16 protein-coding genes are annotated in these 22,634 nt (G+C 65.9%); 11 read left to right on the top strand and 5 right to left on the bottom strand.

The annotated features are described in order from the left end of the window. Window positions 1-92: 92 nt before the first annotated feature. From JW805_04895 to rhmD, 4 genes are all read right to left on the bottom strand, one after another. A complete protein-coding gene (locus tag JW805_04895) occupies window positions 93-1,001 on the bottom strand; it encodes an amidohydrolase family protein (GenBank protein ID MBN2971352.1) in 909 nt (302 codons plus the stop codon). Window positions 1,002-1,170: 169 nt separating this feature from the next. After that, on the bottom strand, window positions 1,171-1,914 hold the full coding sequence (locus JW805_04890; protein MBN2971351.1) for an SDR family oxidoreductase: 744 nt from the start codon (window positions 1,912-1,914) through the stop codon (window positions 1,171-1,173). Then, a complete protein-coding gene (locus tag JW805_04885; GenBank protein MBN2971350.1) occupies window positions 1,911-2,768 on the bottom strand; it encodes a fumarylacetoacetate hydrolase family protein in 858 nt (285 codons plus the stop codon). The genes JW805_04890 and JW805_04885 overlap by 4 nt, the downstream gene beginning before the upstream one ends. 10 nt (window positions 2,769-2,778) lie before the next feature. Further along, window positions 2,779-3,990 carry an L-rhamnonate dehydratase gene (gene rhmD, locus JW805_04880; GenBank protein ID MBN2971349.1) on the bottom strand — a complete coding sequence of 404 codons (1,212 nt, stop codon included), beginning with the start codon at window positions 3,988-3,990 and terminating at the stop codon, window positions 2,779-2,781. A gap of 173 nt (window positions 3,991-4,163) precedes the next feature. Between rhmD and JW805_04875 the strand changes: the two genes are divergently transcribed. The 9 genes from JW805_04875 to JW805_04835 all read left to right on the top strand — a co-directional run bounded on the left by JW805_04875 (window position 4,164) and on the right by JW805_04835 (window position 16,607). Further along, window positions 4,164-4,985, top strand: coding sequence for an IclR family transcriptional regulator (locus JW805_04875; protein MBN2971348.1), 822 nt, complete (start codon window positions 4,164-4,166; stop codon window positions 4,983-4,985). A 65-nt stretch (window positions 4,986-5,050) separates the two neighbouring features. Next, window positions 5,051-5,809, top strand: coding sequence for an SDR family oxidoreductase (locus JW805_04870; protein MBN2971347.1), 759 nt, complete (start codon window positions 5,051-5,053; stop codon window positions 5,807-5,809). Further along, a complete protein-coding gene (locus JW805_04865) occupies window positions 5,806-6,651 on the top strand; it encodes a rhamnogalacturonan acetylesterase (protein ID MBN2971346.1) in 846 nt (281 codons plus the stop codon). Before JW805_04870 ends, JW805_04865 begins: the two co-directional genes overlap by 4 nt. A gap of 147 nt (window positions 6,652-6,798) precedes the next feature. Then, window positions 6,799-8,316, top strand: a complete 1,518-nt coding sequence (locus tag JW805_04860) for an alpha-N-arabinofuranosidase (GenBank protein MBN2971345.1) — start codon at window positions 6,799-6,801, stop codon at window positions 8,314-8,316. 267 nt (window positions 8,317-8,583) lie between these two features. Next, entirely contained in the window at window positions 8,584-10,467 is a 1,884-nt protein-coding gene (locus tag JW805_04855) for a rhamnogalacturonan lyase (protein MBN2971344.1), read from the top strand. 116 nt (window positions 10,468-10,583) lie between these two features. Then, on the top strand, window positions 10,584-12,020 hold the full coding sequence (locus tag JW805_04850) for a glycoside hydrolase family 28 protein (GenBank protein MBN2971343.1): 1,437 nt from the start codon (window positions 10,584-10,586) through the stop codon (window positions 12,018-12,020). A gap of 203 nt (window positions 12,021-12,223) precedes the next feature. After that, window positions 12,224-12,517 carry an L-rhamnose mutarotase gene (locus JW805_04845; protein MBN2971342.1) on the top strand — a complete coding sequence of 98 codons (294 nt, stop codon included), beginning with the start codon at window positions 12,224-12,226 and terminating at the stop codon, window positions 12,515-12,517. After that, window positions 12,514-15,495, top strand: coding sequence for a beta-galactosidase (locus JW805_04840; GenBank protein ID MBN2971341.1), 2,982 nt, complete (start codon window positions 12,514-12,516; stop codon window positions 15,493-15,495). Before JW805_04845 ends, JW805_04840 begins: the two co-directional genes overlap by 4 nt. Next, window positions 15,495-16,607, top strand: coding sequence for a glycoside hydrolase family 88 protein (locus JW805_04835; protein ID MBN2971340.1), 1,113 nt, complete (start codon window positions 15,495-15,497; stop codon window positions 16,605-16,607). The genes JW805_04840 and JW805_04835 overlap by 1 nt, the downstream gene beginning before the upstream one ends. A gap of 108 nt (window positions 16,608-16,715) precedes the next feature. On the opposite strand, the gene JW805_04830 is transcribed toward JW805_04835, so the two are convergent. Then, on the bottom strand, window positions 16,716-18,020 hold the full coding sequence (locus JW805_04830) for an oligogalacturonate lyase (GenBank protein ID MBN2971339.1): 1,305 nt from the start codon (window positions 18,018-18,020) through the stop codon (window positions 16,716-16,718). 129 nt (window positions 18,021-18,149) lie between these two features. Between JW805_04830 and JW805_04825 the strand changes: the two genes are divergently transcribed. Both JW805_04825 and JW805_04820 read left to right on the top strand, forming a co-directional pair. Next, a complete protein-coding gene (locus tag JW805_04825; protein ID MBN2971338.1) occupies window positions 18,150-19,733 on the top strand; it encodes an MFS transporter in 1,584 nt (527 codons plus the stop codon). 2 nt (window positions 19,734-19,735) lie between these two features. Next, window positions 19,736-22,633 (top strand): DUF4982 domain-containing protein, encoded by a 2,898-nt coding sequence (locus tag JW805_04820; protein ID MBN2971337.1) that lies wholly within the window; start codon window positions 19,736-19,738, stop codon window positions 22,631-22,633. Window position 22,634 lies beyond the last annotated feature (1 nt).

The raw sequence follows: 22,634 nt of genomic DNA, 5'->3' as shown, positions 1-22,634 counted from the left end.
TCGTCCCACATAATAGGAACGATTAACATCTATTGAGATATCTGTTTAGTCAGACAAATGCAAGCGGTTGCCAGCGTGCGGGTGGCACGCTCTTACCGATCCAGATCAATACCCAACCGATACAGGCGGTTGGCGGTGCCAGCGAACAAGGCCCGCCGCTCCGCCGGCGTGAATGCGGCGGTGATCTCGGCATAGGCGTCAAGGTGATCGGCGAAGCTGCCGAACAGCTTGTCGGTGGGAAAGTCGCTGGCGAAGGCGGCGCGGTCGGTGCCGAAGATCTCGATCGCTTCGAGCACATAGGCGCGGGCCTGATCGATCGCCCAGGGGCGATGGGTGAAGCCCATTCCCGACAGCTTGACCGCGACGTTGGGCAGGCGCCCGAGCGCGCGCATGCCGGTGCGCCATATGTCCCATTCGCCGGGCACGGCCATGCCGGTGTGGTTGACGATGACCTGCGTTTCGGGGTGGCGCGCGACGAGTTCGGCCAGATGCGGAAACTGGCCCGGATAGGCCTGGAGGTCGAAGCTCAGCCCATATTTGCCGAGCAGCGCAAAGCCGCGCGCCCAGGCCTCGTCCCGCGTCACGTCGCGCGGGGAATAGGTACGCCTGGGGTCGGCATGCCAGTTGACGATGTGGCGGATGCCGCGGACGTTGGCGCGCGCGGCATGGGCGGCGAGCAGCGGCTCGACATCGGGCGCGGCCAGGTCGGCAAAGGCGACGATCGCGTTCGGCATGCCGCGCGTGTCGGCCAGGCCCTGCAACCAGTCGGTTTCCCTGAGTGCGTCCTGCGCGTCGGCACCGGCATCGACATGGACGATGCCGCGAACGTCCCAACCTTGCGCATCGGCCAGATAGTCGTCGAGCAGGTAATCGCGAGCGATCGGCTCGACGCTGCCGTTGGGGCCGTCGTCGGCAAAGGGCGGGGTCAGCCAGGGATAACGGATGTGGGTGAGGTCCCACAGATGCACATGGGCATCGATGAAGGGCAGATCGCTCGGCATTCTGTGTTCCCCCCTCCCCTGGCCTTCGTCATCCCCGCGGAGGCGGGGATCAATCGTCGCTGAAGCCGGTGTGTCTCACGAGGTTCAGCCAGAATTGATCCCCGCCTTCGGGGTCCCCGCAAAGTAGTACTTTGCGGGGTGCCCCTTTGCGGGGATGACGATGAGGTCGTTAATATGTCGTCCGGCCACCCGACGTGTCGAAGGTGCTGGCGGTCGTGAAGCTGCATTCCTCGCTCGCCATGAAACAGGCCATGGCGGCGCTTTCATGGACTTCGCCCAGGCGACCCATGGGGATCTTGGAGCGCATATATTCGACCTGGCTGGGCGGCAGCTGGGCGAGGATCGGGCTTTCGAAGGTCGCCGGGGTCAGCGCGTTGGCGATGACGCCCTTGCCAGCCAGTTCCTTGCCGAGGCTCTTGGTGAAGCCGATGACGCCCGCCTTGGTCGCCGAATAGACGGACGCGTTGGGGTTGCCTTCCTTGCCCGCCACCGACGACACGTTGACGATGCGGCCATAGCCGTTCGCCAGCATGTGCGGCACGAGCGCGCGGTTGCAGTAGAACAGGCCGTTCAGGTTGACGTTCACGACCTTCAGCCAGCTGTCGATCGGGAATTCATGCACCGGCACGGTCGCGCCGGTGATCCCGGCCGAGCACATCAGCACGTCGACCTTGCCGAGCGCGGCGATGCTCTCGTCTGCCGCGGCGGCGACCGCATCGGCATCCGATACATCGACGTTGACACCGTGACAGCCCAGCTTCTCGCGCGCGTCGGCGAGGTTGCCGTTCATGTCCCACAGCGACACGCGTCCGCCCTCGGCAATGATGCGCTCGGCGACCGCGAAGCCCAGTCCCGACGCACCGCCGGTGATGACGGCGCTGCGGCCGGCAAAGCGTCCCGCGAAGACGGTCACTTGCCCGCGTCCCACGCGACGAAGTCCTGGCGCTGCTGGCCCAGCTTCTCGATGCCGAGTTCGACGACGTCGCCGGCCTTCAGATACCAGGGCTCCGGCTTCTGCCCCAGCCCCACCCCCGGCGGGGTGCCGGTGGTGATGATGTCGCCGGGCAGCAGCGTCATGATCTGCGAGAGGTAGCTGACGATCTGCTTCACGTCGAAGATCATCGTCTTGGTGTTGCCGTCCTGGACCTTCTTGCCGTTGACCGACAACCACATGCCGAGGTTCTGGACGTCGCCCACCTCGTCCTTGGTCACCATCCACGGGCCTACGGGTCCGAAGGTCGGGAAGCCCTTGCCCTTGTCCCAGGTCATGCCGCGTTCGGTCTGCCAGTGGCGTTCGGACACGTCGTTGACGACGCAATAGCCGGCAACGTGGTCGAGCGCGTCGGCTTCGGACACGTTGTGCGCTTCCGTCCCGATGACGATGCCCAGTTCGACTTCCCAGTCAGTCTTCTTCGAATCCTTGGGGATGCGGACCTGGTCGTTCGGACCCTGGATGCAGCTGACCCATTTGTTGAATACCACCGGCTCTTCCGGAATCGGCAGGTTCGATTCATGCGCGTGGTCGACGTAATTCAGGCCGATCGCGATGAACTGGCGGGTGCCGGCGACGCACGGGCCGTAGCGCGGACTGCCCTGTACCAGCGGCAGCGTCGCCGGGTCGATCGTCGACAGATCGCTGAGCGTCTGGGGGCTGAGCGCGCGCGCGTCGACGTCGGCGATATAGGCGTGCAGGTCGCGGATGTTGCCATCGGCGTCGATCACGCCGGGGCGTTCCTCGCCCGGATTACCGTAGCGGCAGAGCTTCATCGGATTGTCCTCAGTGGGTGTAGGGGCGGTGCATGTCGAGCGCGCGATTGAGCTCGACGCCGAAGCCGGGATTGTCGAGGGCGGACGCGCGCAGGCGTCCGTTCTGGGGCACCGGCTCGCCGATCAGCTGCGGATGGAACATCGGCACGACTTCGGTCGGGCCGGGGTGCATCATCAGATATTCGGCGAACGGCGAATTGTGCCGCGTGATGACGAAATGATAGCTGTAGACGCTCGAGCCATGCGGCACGACCATCTTGCCGCGCGCGTCGGCAAGCGCCGAGATCTTCAGCAGTTCGGTCACGCCGCCGCACCAGCCCACGTCGGGCTGGATGATGTCGCAGCAATCCATCTCGAGCAGCATGCGGAAGCCCCAGCGGGTCGCTTCATGCTCGCCGGTCGTGACCAGCATGCCCTTGGGCACGTTGCGCTTCAGCTCGGCATAGCCCCAATAGTCGTCGGGGCTGATCGCTTCCTCGATCCACTTCAGGCCGTGCTCGTGCGCGGCGATGGCGAGGCGGGTCGCATAGTCGACGTCGAGCGCCATCCAGCAGTCCCACATCAGCCAGAAGTCCGGGCCGCACTTGGCGCGCATGTCGGCCAGCTCGGCGATGTTCTTCTTGAGGCCCTCGATCCCCTCGGCGGGACCGTGGTGGAGCGGCATCTTGCCGCCGATGAAGCCCAGCTCCTTGGCGATGTCGGGACGCGCGCCGGTCGCATAGAACTGAAGTTCGTCGCGCACCGCGCCGCCCAGCATGTGATAGACGGGCTCGCCGCGCAGCTTGCCGAGCAGATCCCAGAGCGCGAGGTCGACCCCCGACAGGGCGTTCACGACCAGGCCCTTGCGACCGTAATATTGGGTCGAGAAGTACATCTGGTCCCAGATCTTCTCATATTCGGTCGGGCTGCGACCTTCGAGGAACCGCGCGAGGTGCTTCTCGACGATGTAGCAGGCGGGCTCGCCGCCGGTCGTCACCGCGAAGCCGATCGTGCCGTCCTCGGCCTCGATCTCCACGACCAAGGTGCCGAGCACGTTGATGCCAAAGCTCTGCCGTGACTGGCGATATTCGGGATAGCGGCTCATCGGCGTGGCGATGTGATTGTCGATCCAGTGCCCCTCGCCCTGATCGTGATAATCCGCGCCGCCGCCACGCACCGTATAGGCGCGGACATGCTTGATCTTCGACAGACCCCCTGAACCCACCGAACCCGCTCCGTCCATATATGCGCACGATGTGCGACGATGTGAAATTTCGAGCTTGCGTCGTACCAATATATGATACCACTTTGGCTCTGACATTTGGGGAAGAGCGACGCCTGAAGCCCGAAGGCCGCATCGTCCGACATCCCCTCCGCCTGTTTACTTTCTCAATTTATGGGATAGGATATTACGAGATGGGAAGCAACACGTCAAACGACAAAGTGGAGAAGGCCCCCGGCGCACCGGCCGTCGCCGGCAGCCAGACGCTGTTGCGTGGCCTCGACATGCTCGACAAGGTGATCGACGGGCCGGTGAAGCTGGCCGAGCTGTCGGCACGGATGGAGCTGACGCGCTCGACGACGCACCGCCTGGCCAACGCGCTGATCAACCGCGGATTCCTGACCCATTTGCCGCGGGACGGCTATCAACTGGGTCCGAAGCTGATCCAGCTGGGATTCCTGGCGCAGAGCCAGGCCGACATCGTCCAGATCGCGCGCCCGCGGATCGAGGAGTTGGCCGCGCAGACCGAGGATACGGTGCATCTCGGGCGGCTCGACAGCGACCAGGCGCTGTACCTCGACAAGATCCCCGGCCGCCGCCGCATCGACATCTCCAGCCGGATCGGCGACCGCCATCCGCTCACGTCAACCGGGCTGGGCAAGGCGCTGCTGATCGATGCGCCCGAGGCCGAATGGACCCGCGTGTTCGAGGGCGAACAGGCGGCCGGCGTGTGCAAGGCCGACCGCACGATCTGGTTCGATCGGATGCGGGGCTATGCCGACGCGGGTCATGCCTATGACCTCGAGGAAAACGAAGACATGATCCGCTGTGTCGCGGCGCCGATCCGCGACGTGTCGGGCAAGATCGTCGCCGCGATCAGCGTGTCGAGTGCGGCACAATATATGGACGACGATCGCATGACGACGATGAGCGACGACGTGCGCGCCACCGCCGATGCGATCAGCCGCGACCTGGGCTGGACGCCCGGCGCGAAGCCCGCGCGCGGGCGACGGTGAAGTCGAGTTTGGGGACGGTCATCCCCTCCTCGTAATTTTTGCGCTTTCAGGAGAGTGACGTGAAGCTGTTGCAGGGCAAGACGGTATTGGTGACCGGCGGATCGACCGGCATCGGACGCGCCGCGGCGATCGGGGCGGCGAAGGCGGGTGCGGACGTCGCGATCAACTATCGCAGCAGCAGTGCCGAGGCCAAATCCTGCATCGCCGAGATCGAGGCGACGGGCCAGCGCGGCCTGGCCGTCCAGGGCGACGTCGCCGACCCGGCGGTCGCCGGCGAATTCATCGCCAAGGCCGTGGAGGCATTCGGCAAGGTCGACGTGATGGTGTCGAACGCCGGCATCTGCCCGTTCCACAGCTTCCTCGACATGCCGGTCGAGACGGTCCAGCGCACGGTGAACGTCAATCTGCTCGGCGGCTATTTCATGTGCCAGGCCGCGGCCAACCAGATGGTCAAGCAGGGTCACGGCGGCGCGATCGTCGCGGTCTCCTCGATCTCGGCGCTCGTCGGTGGCGAGATGCAGACCCACTATACGCCGACCAAGGCGGGGCTCCATTCGCTGATGCAGTCGGCCGCGATCGCGCTCGGGCGTCACAAGATCCGCTGCAATTCGGTGCTGCCGGGCACGATCCTGACCGAAATCAACAAGGACGATCTGGCCGATCTGGAAAAGCGCGAGCGGATGGAAGCGCGCATTCCGCTGGGTCGGCTGGGCGAGGCCGAGGATCTGGCCGGGCCGATCGTCTTCCTGGCATCCGACATGGCGTCCTACGTCACCGGTGCGGCGCTGCTGGTCGACGGCGGCGCGTTCGTGAACCTGCAATGAGGGCGCTGCTGACCGCCGCTGCGCTGGTCGCGGCCCCCGCCGCCTCCGCACAGGTCGCGCCCGACCCGGCGGCGACCCCGACGGTCGCGCCGGCGGCGGCGCCGGCGTACCCTGCGACCCGCATCCTGATCGCAAGCGATTCGACCGCGATGACATATGGCGCCGACCGCTATCCGCAGACCGGCTGGGGCCAGATGCTGACCTGTGCGCTGCAGCCCGGCACCGAGGTCGTCAATCGCGCGATCGGCGGACGCAGCACCAAGAGCTTTATCGCCGAAGGCCGCTGGGACAGGCTGATGGCGGAGTCGCGCCCCGGCGACACCGTCCTCATCCAGTTCGGTCATAACGATGCGAGCAGTAACCGCCCCGAACGCTTTGCCCCCGCCGCGACCCTGTACCGCGACAATCTGCTGCGAATGATCTGGGAAGCGAAGGGCCGCGGCCTGACTCCGGTTCTCGTCACGCCCCCTGCCCGCCGGTCCTTTCAAAGCGGCAAGGCCAAGGCGGATTTCGCCGCCTATAGCGGGGTGATGCGCGACCTGGTGGCGACGACCGGCGTGCCGGTGCTCGATCTGGAGGGTCGCTCGCTCGCGCTGCTCGACACCACCGGCGAGGCGGCATCGAAGAAATTCTATCTGCATCTGACGCCGGCGGACAAGGCGCCTGGTTTCCCCAACGGCCTGACCGACGACACCCATTTCAGCGAACTCGGCGCGCGTGCGATGGCCGACATCGTCGCCGCCGAACTGAAGGGCGCGAAGCTGCCGATTTCGGACCGGGTTCTGGCCGACCGCCCCGACCTGATCCGGACGAAGCCGCTCGGCGTCGCACGGTGCCGTTAAAACTCAGACATATCTCTTTCGCTTTCCGATCTTGTCCGACATAATCGGGGAAACGGCGTCGTTTCCGATTACGGCAACACGCCTTTTGTCGAGGGGATCATGAAAGCTTTGCGCACGTTAATCGTCAGTCTGGCCGCAACCGCGGCGATGACCGGGCCGATCACGGCTTATGCCCAGCAAGCGGCACCGGCGCCCACGGCCACCCTGACCGTCCGCGCCGACACGCCGGGCGCGAAGATCGACCGCCGCATCTTCAGCCAGTTCGCCGAACATCTCGGCACCGGCATCTACGAAGGCATCTGGGTCGGGCCCGATTCGAAGATCCCCAACACCCGCGGTTATCGCAACGACGTGATTGCCGCGCTGAAGGCGTTGAAGGTACCGGTCGTCCGCTGGCCGGGCGGCTGCTTCGCCGACGAATATCACTGGCGCGAAGGCGTCGGTCCGCGCAAGTCGCGTCCGGTCAAGGTCAACACCCACTGGGGCGGCGTGACCGAGGACAATGCTTTCGGCACGCATGAATTCATGGACTTTGCCGAACTGATCGGGGCGGAAGCCTATGTCTCCGGCAATGTGGGCAACGGCACGCCGCAGGAGATGGCGGAGTGGGTCGAATATATGACCGCCCCCGCTGGCTCGCTGGCCGATCTGCGCGCGAAGAACGGCCGCAAGGCGCCGTGGAAGCTCGCCTATTTCGGGCTGGGCAACGAGCTATGGGGCTGTGGCGGGAACATGCGGCCCGAATATGCCGCCGACCTGACGCGCCGCTATTCCACCTTCGTGAAGGTGCCCGAGGGTGTCCGGATCAACAAGGTCGCCAGCGGCGCGAACGGGGCCGATTATAACTGGACCGAGGTGATGATGCGCGACGCGTCGCGCATGTTCGACGGCATCGGTGTCCATTACTACACCGTCCCCGGGTCCTGGTCGAAGAAGGGCCCCGCCGTCGGCTTCGACGAGGAAGAATATGCCCGTACGCTCAGCAAGACGCTGACGATGGACGAACTGATCCGCAAGCATTCGGCGGTGATGGACAAATATGACCCGAAGAAGCGGGTCAATCTGGCGGTCGACGAATGGGGAACGTGGTACGACCCCGATCCCGGCACCAACCCCGGCTTCCTGCGTCAGCAGAACAGCATGCGCGACGCGATCGTCGCGGCGATGAACATCAACATCTTCACCCGCTATGCCGACCGCGTCCGGATGACCAACATCGCGCAGATGGTGAACGTTCTGCAGGCGATGATCCTGACCGACGGCGCGAAGATGGTGCTGACGCCGACCTATCACGTGTTTCGCATGTACCTGCCCTTCCAGGACGCGGCGGCGATCCCGATCGAGCTGAAATCGCCTTGGTACAACAAGGACCAGTGGGTGATGCCGAGCGTCAGTGCGGCTGCCGCGCGCGGCACCGATGGCCTGGTCCGCGTCGCGCTGACGAACGTCGATCCGAACCGTCCGGTCACGGTATCGACGACGCTGACCGGCGTGACGGCGACCGCGGTGGATGGTGAAATCCTGACCGGCGCGATCGGCGCGCACAACAGCTTCGATCAGCCCGAAGCGGTGAAGCCGGCGGCGTTCGCCGGCGCAAGCGTGTCTGGCGGCACGCTGAACGTGACCCTGCCGCCGGCATCGGTCGTGGTGCTCACGCTACGGTGAGGTGGCAGCGCTCGGCCCAATCGTAATCGTGCCCCGGCGCAGGCCGGGGCCCGGTTCCGCAGGTTTATCGAGCAACTATCGAGATTGGCCTGGCTGGGCCCCGGACTTTGCCGGGCGACAGGAAACCGCTTTGCAGACCCCGCCCGGACGCGGGAGACCCATCCTCTCCTAACACCAATTACACGCGATTCATTTGCGTCCCGCTATCCGGCACGATAGACCAGTAATTGAGACAAAGGCCGCAACGGCCACAGGAGAGGTGGGGATATGTTGACACCCGTCATGCTGGGTCTGGCCGCCATGGCCGCACCGCAAGCCGCCGCACCGGCACAGCGCATGATCGAAAAGCTCGACCGCGGCCTCGTCGCCGTGCCGGCAGCGCAGGGGGGCGGCAATCACATCTCCTGGCGGCTGCTCGCGACCGATGCGAAGGGCGCACGCTTCACCTTGCGACGCGACGGCAAGATCGTCGCCCGGGTGGGCGGCACCGACGCGACCAGCGTTCATGACACCGGTGGAAGCGCGACGTCGCGCTACACGCTCGAGGCGCCCGGCGGTGCAAGCGTGACCGCCGGCGTCTGGGCAGGCGGTTATCTCGCGATCCCGCTCGACAAGCCCGCCGACCGCACGACGCCGGACGGCCAGACCTACTCCTACACGGCCAACGACGCGTCGGTCGGCGACCTCGACGGCGACGGCCGCTATGAGTTGATCGTCAAATGGTATCCGACGGTGGCGAAGGACAATTCGCAGTCCGGCTATACCGGCGAGACGCTGATCGATGCCTATACGCTCGACGGCAAGCGGTTGTGGCGGATCGACCTTGGCCGCAACATCCGCTCGGGCGCGCATTATACCCAGTTCATGGTCGCCGATTTCGACGGCGACGGTCGGGCCGAAATCGCGATGAAGACCGCCGACGGCACGGTCGACGGCGCGGGCAAAGTGATCGGCGATGCCAGGGCCGACTATCGCATCCCGGGTGGCGAGCAACCCTCGAGCGATCGCACCGGATCGGACATCAACGCTGCCGGCCAGCGCGTTGCACGGACCAAAGGGCGCATCCTGTCGGGACCTGAATTCCTGACCGTGTTCGACGGGCGCACCGGCCGTGCGCTCGCCACCACGCGCTATTGGCCGCAGCGCGACCCCAGCGGCGACAATCCGACCCCCGAACAGCAGACCGCAATCTGGCGCGACGCCTATGGAAACCGCTCGGAACGCTATCTGGCCGGCGTCGCCTGGCTCGACGGCAAGCTGCCGAGCATGGTCTTCGCGCGCGGCTATTACGATCGCACGACACTGGGCGCGTGGGACTGGCGGAACGGCAAGCTGACCCAGCGCTGGACCTTCGACAGCCTGACCCCCGGCAACGAGACCTACGCCGGCCAGGGCAACCACCAGCTGTCGGTCGCCGACGTCGACGGCGATGGGCGCGACGAAATCATCTACGGATCGATGGCGCTCGACGACAATGGCAAGGGACTATGGACTGCCGGCCTCGGCCACGGCGATGCGATGCATGTCGGCGACCTCGACCCGACCCGGCCGGGTCTCGAGAAATTCGGCGTCCACGAAAACATGAAGATGAGCGGCAACCGCGGCGCGGTGATGCTCGATGCGCGCACCGGCGCGGTCCTTTGGTCGACCCCGGCGACGACCGACACCGGCCGCGGCGTGACCGCCGATATCGACCCGCGTCATCCGGGCGAGGAAGCCTGGTCGTCGAACATGCCCGACCTGTACGACGTGAAGGGGAAGGTCATCCCCGGCGGGCGGCCGCGCGCGGCAAATTTCGCGATCTGGTGGGACGGCGACCGGCTGCGCGAACTGCTCGACGGCAAGAAGATCAGCAAGTGGGACTGGACCGCGGGCAAGGAAGTCGTGCTGCTCGATCCCGAAGGCACGGTGTCGAACAACGGCACCAAGCAGAATCCGTCGCTGAGCGGCGACATCCTGGGCGACTGGCGCGAGGAACTGATCGTACCGACCGCCGACAGCCGCGAGATGCGGATCTATACGACGCCCTACCCGACCCGGGAGCGGATCGTGACGCTGATGCATGATCCGATCTATCGCGCGGGCATCGCGTGGCAGAACACGGCGTATAACCAGCCGCCGCATACCAGCTTCTTCCTGGGGGCGAAGTAACGCCCCCACCCCGTCGGTGCCGAGCTTGTCGAAGCACCGTCCTGCGATAATCTCGCGCGACGCGCGCGGCTCAACGAGCGGTTTTTCGACAGGCTCAGCACGAACAGGATTTGACCGTGAAGACGGGGCTTAGTTTCGACGTCCGCGACCATGGCGCCACCGGAACCGGCGTCGCCTTGGACGGTCCCGCCATCCAGTCCGCGATCGCCGCCGCCCATGCGGCGGGCGGTGGGATCGTCACCCTGCCCCCCGGCCGCTACCTCAGCTTCTCGATACGCCTGCTGAGCCGCGTAACGCTGGCGATCGAGCATGGCGCGACGTTGATCGCCGCCACGCCGGGCGCGCTCGGCAGCTACGACCTTGCCGAGGATCGCGGACCTCAACTCTATCAGGATTTCGGTCACAGCCACTGGCACAACAGCCTGATCTGGGCCGAGGACGCGGAGGATGTTGCGATCCTGGGCGGCGGGCGGATCGACGGCCATGCGCTGACCCGCGACGGCCCCGGCACGCCGTGGACGCCGCAGTCGGGCGAGCGCCCGTTGTCGATGGCTGGCATGACAGCGCACGAGGTCGCCCAACTCGAACGCACGCCCGAGGCGATGCGGGGACTCGGCAACAAGGCGATTGCACTCGCTCACTGCAAGCGCGTTTCGATCCGGGATCTGACGATCGACCGCGGCGGTCACATTGCCCTGCTCGCGGGTGAAGTCGAGGACCTGGCCCTGTCGCGGCTGACGATCGATACGATCCGCGACGGGATCGACCTCGATTGCGTGCGCCGCGCGACGGTCGAGGAGTGCCGGGTGAACTCGCCCAACGACGATGCGATCGTACTGAAGACCAGCCTGGGCCTTGGGCGGCGATCGGCGTGCGAGGATGTCACGATCCGCGACTGCACCGTCACCGGCTATGACGTCGGCACGCTGCTCGACGGCACGCTCGGCCGGACGCAAGCGATCGCGCCCGACCGCGATCGGGTGACCGGCCGGATCAAGCTGGGCACCGAAAGCAACGGCGACTTCCGCCGCATCCGGGTGAGTGACTGCCGCTTCGAACGCAGCCGTGGCCTGGCGATCGAAAGCGTCGATGGCGGGACTGTCGAGGACATCCGCGTCGAAGGCGTGACGATGGCGGAGGTGACGACCGCGCCGCTGTTCCTCCGCCTCGGCGCGCGGCTACGCGGGCCGGAGGGCACGACGCCCGGTGCGATCCGGGGGGTGGCAATCGACGGGCTGAACGCGACCGGCATCGATCCGCGCTTCGCCGCGACGATCGCGGGGATTAAGGGCCATGCGATCGAAGACGTGCGGCTGTCGGACGTGGCCCTCCACTATTCCGGCGCGATCGAGACCCTGCCCGCCGACCCGCCCGAACTGGCCGATGCCTATCCCGAACCGAGCATGTTCGGCCCGACCCCGGCCTGGGGGCTGTGGGCGCGGCAGGTGCGGGGGTTGACCGTGCGCGGGCTACGACTGTCGCGCGATGGCGAGGACGGACGGCCGCGGGTTAGGTTGGACGATGCGGAGGCTAGCGGATCGGACCTGACCTAACGTCCGTCATTGCCGCGACGGCGGGGATCCATTCTGGCTGGCCTTCGTGATAAGCCATCCGACGCAGAGCCATTTTATTCCCGCCTTCGCGGGAATGTCGACGGTTGGGGTTTGACCCTAAACGCAACAAACGCTACCATATCCTGCATAATCATCCCACATGATGAGCAGGAGGGGCCGTGACCACAACCCATGCATTCCGGATGCAGCTGAAACCGGGAGTGGTTGCCGAATATAGGGCCCGCCATGATGCAATCTGGCCGGAGCTGGCAGAGCTGCTCCACGACAGTGGTATCCGCGACTATTCGATCTTCCTGGACGAGGAAACGGGCGCGCTGTTCGCGGTGCTGAAGCTGACGGCGGACAACACCCGCGACGCGCTGCCGGACCATCCAGTGATGCGGAAATGGTGGGACTATATGGCTCCGCTGATGGAGGTCGAACCCGGCAACAAGCCAAAGGAATGGCCGCTCACGCCATTGTTCTACCTCGCATGATGCGCGCCGCCCTCCTCGCCGCCGCGAGCCTGATCGCGCTGCCCGCCCACGCCCAGGACGCGAGGCCCACCGCCAACTTTGCCGCACCCGTGAAGACCTTCGGCCGCGTGTCGTACGATGCGCGATCGTTGATGATCGACGGGCAGCGCAAGGTCATCTGGTCGAGCGAAATGCACGCGTTCCGCCTGCCCAGCCCCGACCTGTGGCGCGACGTGTTGCAGAAGATGAAGGCGTCGGGCTTCAACACCGTCGCCTTCTATTTCGACTGGGGCTTTCACAGCCCGAAGCGCGGGGTCTACGACTTCAGCGGCATTCGCGACATCGACCGGCTGCTGACGATGGCGGAAGAGGAAGGCCTCTACGTCATGACCCGCGCCGGCCCCTATGTGAATGCGGAGCTCACCCGCGGCGGCTTCCCCGGCTGGCTGGTCAACCAGCGCAGCCGCGCGCGGACCGACGACCCCGACTACATGGCGGCGGCCGACGAATGGCTGACGCAGGTTCACGCCATCATCGCCAAGCATCAGATCAACGGGGACGGCAAGGGTAACCGCGGGAACGTCATCCTGCACCAGATCGAAAACGAGCTGGCGCTGACCACCCCGTCGCAGCGCCGCTACATGGATCACCTCTATGCCAAGGCGCGCGCCGACGGCATCAACGTGCCGATCTTCCACAACGACCAGGGTCGCAACGGATATTGGGTGCCTGAGGACAGCAAGGTCGAGAAGGTCGTCCACGGCCCGAATGACATGTACGCCTTCGACGGTTATCCCGGCGGCACCTGCACCGTCGGCGGCAAGGTGACGCGTGGGTCGGCCGCACCCGACTGGGGCTATTACGGCCCCGGCGGCGCGAAGGGCGGCGCGTCGGCCAGCCCGAATACGCCAGGCTTCCTGGCCGAATTCGGTGGCGGCTGGTTCGACTATTGGGGGTCGAACGGCGGCTACGAATGCAACGCCCGCCAGCGCGGCAAGCGGTTCCAGCGCGTCTTCTACGGCACGAACCTGGCGAACGGCATCGGCATTCAGAGCTTCTACATGGGCTTCGGCGGCACCAGCTGGGGCTGGCTGCCGGCGCCGGTCGTCTTTACCAGCTATGATTACGGCTCGGCGATTTCCGAAACGCGCGAAGTTCGGGAGAAGGCGGAGGAGCTGAAGCAGCTCGGCGGCCTGATCCGCGCCGTGCCCGACCTCGCCGGAATGGTGCCGGCAGGCGCGCCGACGATTTCGTCACCGAACATCCAGGTCTATCACAACAAGTCGCCCGAGACGGATGCGCGGTTCCTGATGGTGACGCACAAACCGTCGAACGGGCAGACCAACGACCGCTTCACGGTCACCGCCGACCTGCCGGACGGGCGCTACACGCTGCCGATGCAGCTCAACGGCTTCGATGCGAAGTGGCTGGTCGCGGGGGTGAATCTCGGCGGGCAACGGCTGGTCTATTCGACGTCCGAATTGCAGGCGCTGACCAAATATGCCGGTGGCGACCTGATGCTGCTCTATGGCCGCACGGGCGAGGCCGGCGAGACGGTTCTGCGCTACAAGAACGAGCCGCGGGTGACGATCCTCGACGGGCAGGTCACGTCGACCTTCACGTCGAACGGCGACCTGAAGCTCAGCTACACCCATGGCACGCTCGCCCGCGTGCGCGTCTCCGGTGGCGGTCGCCCCGACCTGACACTGCTGATCGGCGACGAGGCCGAGGGCGTGAAATTCTGGCAGGAAGGCGACACGCTGGTTCGCGGGCCGGCACTGGTGCGATCGGGCACGCTGAAGGGTGGGACGCTGGCGCTGACCGGCGACACGCGCGACGCCGAGCCGCTCGAGATCTGGGCGCCGGGCACGGTGCGTCGGGTGACGTGGAACGGCGTCGTCGTGCCGACGCGCGCATCCGGCGGCACGATCGTCGCGACCCGCCCCCTCCCCGCGCCCGCCAGCTTCGCGCTGCCGGCGCTGGCGTGGCGCGCGGCGCCGGGCTCGCCCGAGACGGCACCCGGCTACGACGATGCCACGTGGCAGGCGATCGACAACCGCGCCTATGCCAGCATCACCGCGCGGCCCGACGGCCAGCCGAACATGCTGATGGACGCCTATGGCTTCCACGAAGGCGACGTCTGGTATCGCGGTCGTTTCCAGGGCACGCCCGCGGCCGAGCGAATCCAGATCTACTACGGCGCCGGCGGGTCGGGGATGATCCAGCTCTTCCTCGATGGAAAGCTGGTCGGCGAGCATGAACTACCCTCCGGCCTGCCCCGCCCGATCACCACCGGCACCGCGACCTTCGCGCTGCCGGACGCGGCGCGGGCGCCGGGCGAGCATGTGCTGAGCGTCATGCTGCGCAATAACGGCCATAACTGGGACCTCGACGCCGACGACTTCCACAAGGAAGCGCGCGGCATCGTCTCGGCGTCGCTCGAACCGCGCGTCGGCCCCAGCTTCTCGGTGCCGATCGCGTGGAAGATCCAGGGCCGTGCGGGGGGCGAGGACATCGCCGATCCGGTCCGCGGCGTCGCCAATTCGGGCGGCCTCGACGGCGAGCGCCGCGGCTGGCACCTGCCGGGCTTCGACGATCGTGCGTGGGGCACGACGCCCACCGCAGCAGCGGGCACGACCTGGTACCGTACCAGCTTCGATCTGGCCGTGCCCAAGGGGCAGGACGCGACGATCGGCCTCGCGTTCGGCGACACGTCCACGCCCCGCTCCACCGGCCGCTACCGGGTGTTGATGTTCGTCAACGGCTGGAACATGGGCCAGTTCGTCGCCCATATCGGCCCGCAGCGGATCTTCCCGGTGCCCGAGGGCATCCTCAATCACCGCGGGCGCAACACCGTCGCGCTTGCGGTCACGTCCGACGGCGCACCTGAAAACGCGCTGGAAGAGGTGAAGCTCGTCACCCTGCGCAACGTCCGCGGCGGCATTCCCGTCGCGCCCGTTGTCGCTCCCACCAAACCCAGTGAACTCAAGGCAGACTGATGGCAGCCCTTACCCACGACGTTCCGCGGCAACTGGTCGCGGACAAGATCGACCTCCTCATGGACAATCTCGTCAACATCAAGGACGAGACCGGCGAGTTCCTGCTCCACCTGGAGGACGGGCGCATCATCGACACCAAGGGCTGGGCCGGCTGGGAATGGACCCACGGCGTCGGCCTGTTCGGCATGTGGCGCTATTTCGAGCAGACCGGTGACAAGAAGGCGCTCGACATCATCAAGCAGTGGTTCGCCGATCGCTTTGCCGAGGGTACGCCGACCAAGAACATCAACACGGTCGCGCCGTTCATCACGCTCGCCTACCTGTACGAGTACGAGCCCGACCCGAGCTACATCCCCTATCTCGACACCTGGTGCGAATGGCTGATGGCGCCGGACGGCCTGCCCAAGACCGAAGAAGGCGGGTTCCAGCACATCGTCTACAACGACGAGAATCCGGGCGAGATGTGGGACGACACGCTGATGATGAGCGTGCTGCCGCTGGCCAAGATCGGCCTGCTGCTGAACCGCCCGCATTATGTCGAGGAGGCGAAGCGCCAGTTCCTCGTCCACATCAAATATCTGTTCGACCGCAAGACCGGTCTCTGGTTCCACGGGTGGGACTTCAACGGTCGGCACAATTTCGCCGAGGCGCTGTGGGCGCGCGGCAACTGCTGGGTGACGATCGCGATCCCCGAAATCATCGAGATCCTGGACCTGCCGCAGGGCGATGCGTTCCGCACCTTCCTGATCGACACGCTCGAGGCGCAGGTGAAGACGCTGGCCGAAACGCAGGACGACAGCGGCCTGTGGCACACGCTGGTGATGGACCCGTCGAGCTATCTCGAGGCCTCGGCCACCGCGGGCTTCGCCTATGGCATCCTGAAGGGTGTTCGGAAGGGCTATCTGCCGCGCAAGTACGAGGGCGTAGGCATCAAGGCTGTAAAGGGCGTGCTCGACAACATCGACGCGACCGGCGAATTGCAGCAGGTCAGCTTCGGCACCGCGATGGGCGATACGCTGCAGTTCTACAAGGACATCCGCCTGACCTCGATGCCCTACGGCCAGAGCCTGGCGATCTGTGCGCTGGGCGAGTTCCTGCGGACGTATATCTGAGAGTCATCACCCTCACCCTTCCCACCCGGCTGCGCCGGGCGGGCCCTTCCCTTTCCCGCCCGGAGAGGGAGGGAGGCGCAAAGCGCCGGAAGGGTGAGGGCGATAGCCTTACTTCGCCTTCGCCAACTCCACCGCATAGACCTGTGCGGCGCCGTCGAAATTGCCCCGGAACACCGCCCATTTGCCGTCCGGCGTGAAGGTCATGTTCGGCTCCATCCGGTAATCCTGCTTGCGCATGTCGACGAGCTTCTCGCTCTCGAACGTGCCCGGCACGATCAGCTTGTCGGCATTGTCGGCATGGATGCCCGCGACGTCGGGGATCGCCTTGGGCGTGAACAGGTAGAGGTATTTCCCGTCCGGCGCCTTGGCGACCATTTCGCTGTCGCCGCCGTCGCCTGAGAAGCGCGTGCCGTCCGGCGTCTGGTTGAAGTGCACCGACCATTGGTTGCGATCGAGGTTGTACCAGGTGCGCTTGCCCGTCGCGAGTTCATAACCCGCCACCCAGAACACCTGGCCGCGCGGAGTCTGAAGGTCGTACCAGATCGTCTTGCCGTCGCTCGACCAGAATTCGTGGCCGGCGATCTCCATGTTCATCGTGCGCGTGTGGACCAGCGTCTTTCCGGTGCCGTCGGCGCGGATCGTCCAGATGCGGTCGACGCGGTGCCAGGGACCTTCGTGGCAGTACATGATCTGCATCGGATCGGTCGGCGAGAACTGGATGTGGTTCAGCCAGTCCGTCGATGCCGTCACGACTTTCCGAGCGCCGGTGCGGGTGTCGATGGTGAAGATTTCCATCGGCACGCCCGCATCCAGCCGACGGTTCATGTGAACCTCCTTGGCGTCGGCATAGGTCATCGGTCGGCCGTCGGGCCAGTTGGCGCGATAGTCGTTCATGCCCGGCGTATTCTGTTCGCCGTTGCCGCGCGCGAGCGTCCCGTCGGGCTTCAGCGGCACCACGGCGGTCGCGACCTGGCCGAGCAGCAGCGTCTCGTCGGCGTTGATCGAGCCAATCCAGCCGCCGGGCACGGTCGCGATCTTGCGGATCTTGCCGGTGTCGGCATCGGCCGCCATCACGTCGAACGGACGGCCGCTGTCGTCACGCTCACGACTGGCGAAATAGACGTTCCGGCTCTTGCGGCCGGTGAAGAGCAGGACCGCGCCCTTCTGCGTGACCAGGGGCTTGACGGTCCACGTCTTCAGATCGGCGATCATGATGCCCTTCGGCCCCAGGAACACCATCTTGTCGCCCTGCGGCAGATAGCTGTTCTGGTGGAAGTAGAGGTTGACCGATCCGGGCTCGCGGCTGACCTGAACGACGCGGTGGCCGGTCAGCGGATCGACCCATTCCTTCGCCGGCTGCGCCGCCGCCGGAATGGCCAGGGTGATTGCCGCAATGGCCGCCAGATACCGCATCCTACTCTCCTGCTTACGCTTGCACTGTTTCCACATGGCATGATAGCTGTCCACAATGTGGAGTAAAGGCGCTTAGCCTTTCGGGGAGGGTGACGAATGGCCGGCGATAGCTCGAGCATAGGTGTGGGCATGCGCCGCCAGCCGCGCTGGTATAATTATTGGGGCTGGGGATCGGGCGACATGCTCGGCGCCGGCGCACAGGCGGTCATCACCGGCTGGCTGCTGTATTTCTTCACCACCTTCTGCAACCTGTCGGCGGCCGAAGCCGGGCTGATCCTGGGCCTGCCGCGGCTGCTGGAGGCGATCACCTGCCCGTTGATCGGCTATGTCTCCGACAACCTCCGCCACACCTGGATCGGGCGCAGGGTCGGACGGCGCAAGATCTTCCTGCTGATCACCATTCCGCTGCTCCCCAGCTTTGCGCTGATCTTCATCGCCGGGCACAGCTTCACTTATTATCTGCTGACCTTCATCTTCTTCGAATTCGTCTACACGATGTTCCTGATTCCGTGGGAGACGCTGGCCGCGGAGATGACCAACGATTACCGCGAAAAGGCGAAGTTCGCGGGCGCGCGGATGCTGGTCGCGCAGAGCTCGGCGATCCTCGCCTCCTATCTGCCGACGCTGATCATTGCCCAACTGGGCGGCACGGATTCGCCCGACACCTTCTTCATCATGGCGGCGATCTTCGGCGGGCTGTTCAGCCTGGTCGTGACGCTGGTCGTAATCTTCACCTGGGAACGGCCCTACACCGAGGCGGAGAAGCTGGTTCAGCCCCGGCCGTTCGATCCGACGACCGCGCTGATGATCCCGGTCAAGATGTTCCGCGACCTGTTCTCGACGCTGCGCATCCGCGCGTTCCGCCAGCATCTGTCGATCTATCTGGGCGGCTATATCTCGCAGGACATCTTCAACACCGCCTTCCCGATCTTCGTCGTGACGGTGATGATGGGGGCGACCCTCATCATCTCGCAGCTGCTGACGACGATGTATGTCGCGCAGCTGATCTCGGTGCTGATCGCGATCCGCATCGTCATCCGCACCGGCCCGGTCGTCGCGTACCGCATCGCGATCAGCTTCTTCATCGCGGGGCTGGCGCTGTTCCTCGCCTTCTACCTACTGCGCCCGGCCGGCTTCGTGGGCGAGTTGCGCGCGATGGACGGCAACATCTTCGCCTCCTTCAGTCCCACGCTCGCCTTCTGGCTGTTCGTGCCAATCATCCTGGCGGGTCTGGGGCGCGGTACGCTGAATTTCGTGCCCTGGTCGGTCTACAACTACCTGCCCGACGTGGACGAGGCGGTGACGGGCCAGCGGCGCGAGGGCATATTCGCCGGCGTGATGACGCTGGTGCGCAAGCTCGCCCAGTCGATCGCGATCATCTTCACCGGCTGGGTCATCGATGCAGGCGGGTACATTTCGCCGCCCAAGGGCACGCCGGTCGAACAGGTGGTCCAGACCCCGCAGGCGATCGCCACCATCACCTGGCTGCTGGTGCTGGGGCCGATGGTCGTGATGCTGCTCGGGCTGATCGCGTCCTGGCGCTTTCGCCTGAATGCCCGCACGCATGACGTGCTGATGGCGGAGATCGACCATCTGCGCGCCGGCGGCACCGCGCCGACCTCGCCCGAGGCACAGGCGATCGTCGAGGATCTGTCGGGCTGGCGTTACGAACAGCTGTGGGGGAAGAATCCCGTCGCCAGCGGGACGCGCTGAGGATGGACCGGCGCGCGTTCCTGGGCTCGACCTCGGTCGCGGCTCTCCTGCCCGCCCCCGGCATCGCCATCGCGGCGGCGACGCGCGACTGGGACCTGCCGATGCCGCCGCCCCGCGACGGGCTCGACACGCCCTATGAGCCGGAGGAGCCGGGCCGGTTGCGACTCGACAGCGGCTGGCGGTTCCACCTCGGCGACATCCCGATGCCGGTCATCACCGGGCATGAGCCAAGCTACGAGAATGCCAAGGCCGGCGCGGCCCACGGCGCTGCGGCGATCAGTTTCGACGACAGCGACTGGCGCGAAGTCGAGCTGCCGCACGACTGGGCGATCGAGGCGCCGGTCGATTCCCAGGCGAACGTCGCGCAAGGCTATCGCCGCCGCGGGATCGGCTGGTATCGCCGCACGATCCGCCTCGACCCGGCGCTGCAGGGCAAGTTCCTGGAGATCGACTTCGGCGCGATCGCGACCCATGCGACGATCTGGATCAACGGCACGATCGTCGACCGCAACTGGAGCGGCTACAACGGCATCCGCGTCGATCTGACGCCGTTTGCCCGCTTCGGCGACCAGCTGAACACCATCGCGATCCGCGTCGATGCCGACCAGATGGAAGGCTGGTGGTACGAAGGTGCGGGCATGTACCGCCACGTCTGGCTGGCGGTGCGCGAGCCGGTGCATATCGTGACCGACGGGGTGCACTGCGATCCGGTGCGTGCGGCGGATGGAACGTGGAGCGTGCCGGTTACCGTTGACCTCGCCAACATCGGCGAAGCGGCACAGCAGGTAGATGTCGTCGCCGCTTTGATCCGCCCGGACGGCAAAACATACGACGTGCATGCTCCGAGATGGGGTAAGCCGGCGACTGTTGCTCCTCTTCAGCCGACTGCTGTTCGCTTCGAAATGTCTGTTGGCGACGTAGAGCTCTGGTCGCCCGACACACCCAATCTCTACACGCTTCAGGTTCGCGTTCTGGATGGCGAGCGTCTGCTGGACTCCCGCCGCATCAAGATCGGCTTCCGCTGGTTCCGCTTCGACAGCCGCACGGGCTTCGAGCTCAACGGCCGACCGCTGAAGATCAAGGGCACCTGCAACCATCAGGACCATGCCGGTGTCGGCACCGCCATTCCCGATGCGCTGTGGGACTGGCGCGTGCGGCGGCTCAAGGCGATGGGATCGAACGCGATCCGCATGTCGCACAATGCGCCGCCGACCGAGCTGCTCGACGCCTGCGACCGCCACGGCCTGCTGGTGATGGACGAGAACCGCCAGTTCAACCCCAGCCCAGACTATATGAAGCAGCTGACCTGGATGGTGCGGCGCGACCGCAATCGGCCCAGCGTCTTCATGTGGTCGGTGTTCAACGAAGAACCGATGCAGGGCACCGTCCAGGGATACGAGATGGTCCGCCGCATGGCCGCGGCGGTGAAGGCACTCGACACCAGCCGCCCCGTCACCGCGGCGATGAACAACGGCATGTTCGAGCCGTCGAACGTCAGCAAGGCGGTCGACGTCGTCGGCTTCAACTATCAGATCGCGCAATACGACAAATATCACGCCGCCTTCCCCGACAAACCGCTGACCAGTTCGGAAGACACCAGCGCCTTCCAGATCCGCGGCGAATGGGCCGACGACAAGGCGCGCAACATCCTGTCGAGCTATGACGACAATGCCGCCCCCTGGGGCGCGACGCATGGCGACGGCTGGCGCGCGATCGCGACGCGACCGTTTCTGGCCGGCGGGTTCGTGTGGACCGGGTTCGACTATCATGGCGAGCCGACGCCGTTCGAATGGCCGACGACATCCAGCCTGTTCGGCATCATGGACCTGTGCGGCTTCCCCAAGCTCGCCTTCCATCAGCACCGCGCGCAATGGGTCGACGACGCGCCCGTGCTGGCGCTGCAACCGCACTGGACGTGGCCGGGCAAGGAGGGGCAGCCGATCCGGGTGGTCGCGCTGACCAATGCCGACCGCGTCGTGCTGACGCTGAACGGTCGCAAGGTCGGCGAAGCGGCGGTCGATCGGTTGAAGATGCCCGAGTTCCAGGTGCCCTACGCGCCCGGTCGGCTGGAGGCGATCGCCTATCGCAACGGCCGCGAAATCGCGCGCTCAGGCGTAGAGACGGCGGGCCCAACGGTCGCGCTGCGCCTGACGCCCGACCGTCGCACGATGGTCGGCGACGGCGAGGACGTGCAGCCGGTGACGGTCGACGCGATCGACGCGCGGGGGCGTCACGTTCCGACAGCCAACCTGCCGGCGCGCTTTGCGATCGACGGCGGCGCGATCATCGGTTTGGGCAACGGCAATCCGAACGACCATGATCCCGAGAAGGGCGACGCTCGGAAGCTGTTCAACGGTCTGGCGCAGGTCATCGTCCGCGCCCATGCCGGCCGCGGCCGAACCGTGCTGCGCGCGACCGCGCCGGGCTTGAAGCCCGCGACGCTGACGCTTGACCGTATCGCCGCGAAACCCCGCGCGTCGGTCGCGGTGACGCGGCCCGAGATGCTGCTGTCGGTCTGGCGCCGCCTCCCCTTCCAGGCCGAGCGCCCCGGCCCCACACCGCCCCCCGCAACCGAAGATCGCTTCGCGCTGTCGGTCGGTCGTCCCGGTCGGCTGGAAGGGCCAAGCGCAGAGGGGCCCTGGAATGCGTATTATCTAAGCTTCACCCCGCAAGCCCGCGTGCGGGCGAAGGGCGGGCGGATCGTCTTCACCGAAATTCGCGGTAGCGCGGAGCTGTGGCTGGATGGGAAGAAGGTCGCTGAGAAAAGCGATCCGGCGCCGGCGCCGATGACGGCTCCGATTCCGGCGGCCCCGGGCGAGCGCACGCTGTCGCTGATCGTGCGCGCAGAGCCGGGCAAGCCGTCGGGGATGGCGAAGCTGGCGGTGATTCGAGAGCCATAGA

The sequence above is a fragment of the Roseomonas aeriglobus genome (assembly GCA_016937575.1).
Classification (GTDB): domain Bacteria; phylum Pseudomonadota; class Alphaproteobacteria; order Sphingomonadales; family Sphingomonadaceae; genus Sphingomonas; species Sphingomonas aerigloba.
The sequence above is the reverse complement of the archived record's forward strand: the minus strand, read 5'-3'. Positions and strand labels throughout refer to the sequence as shown.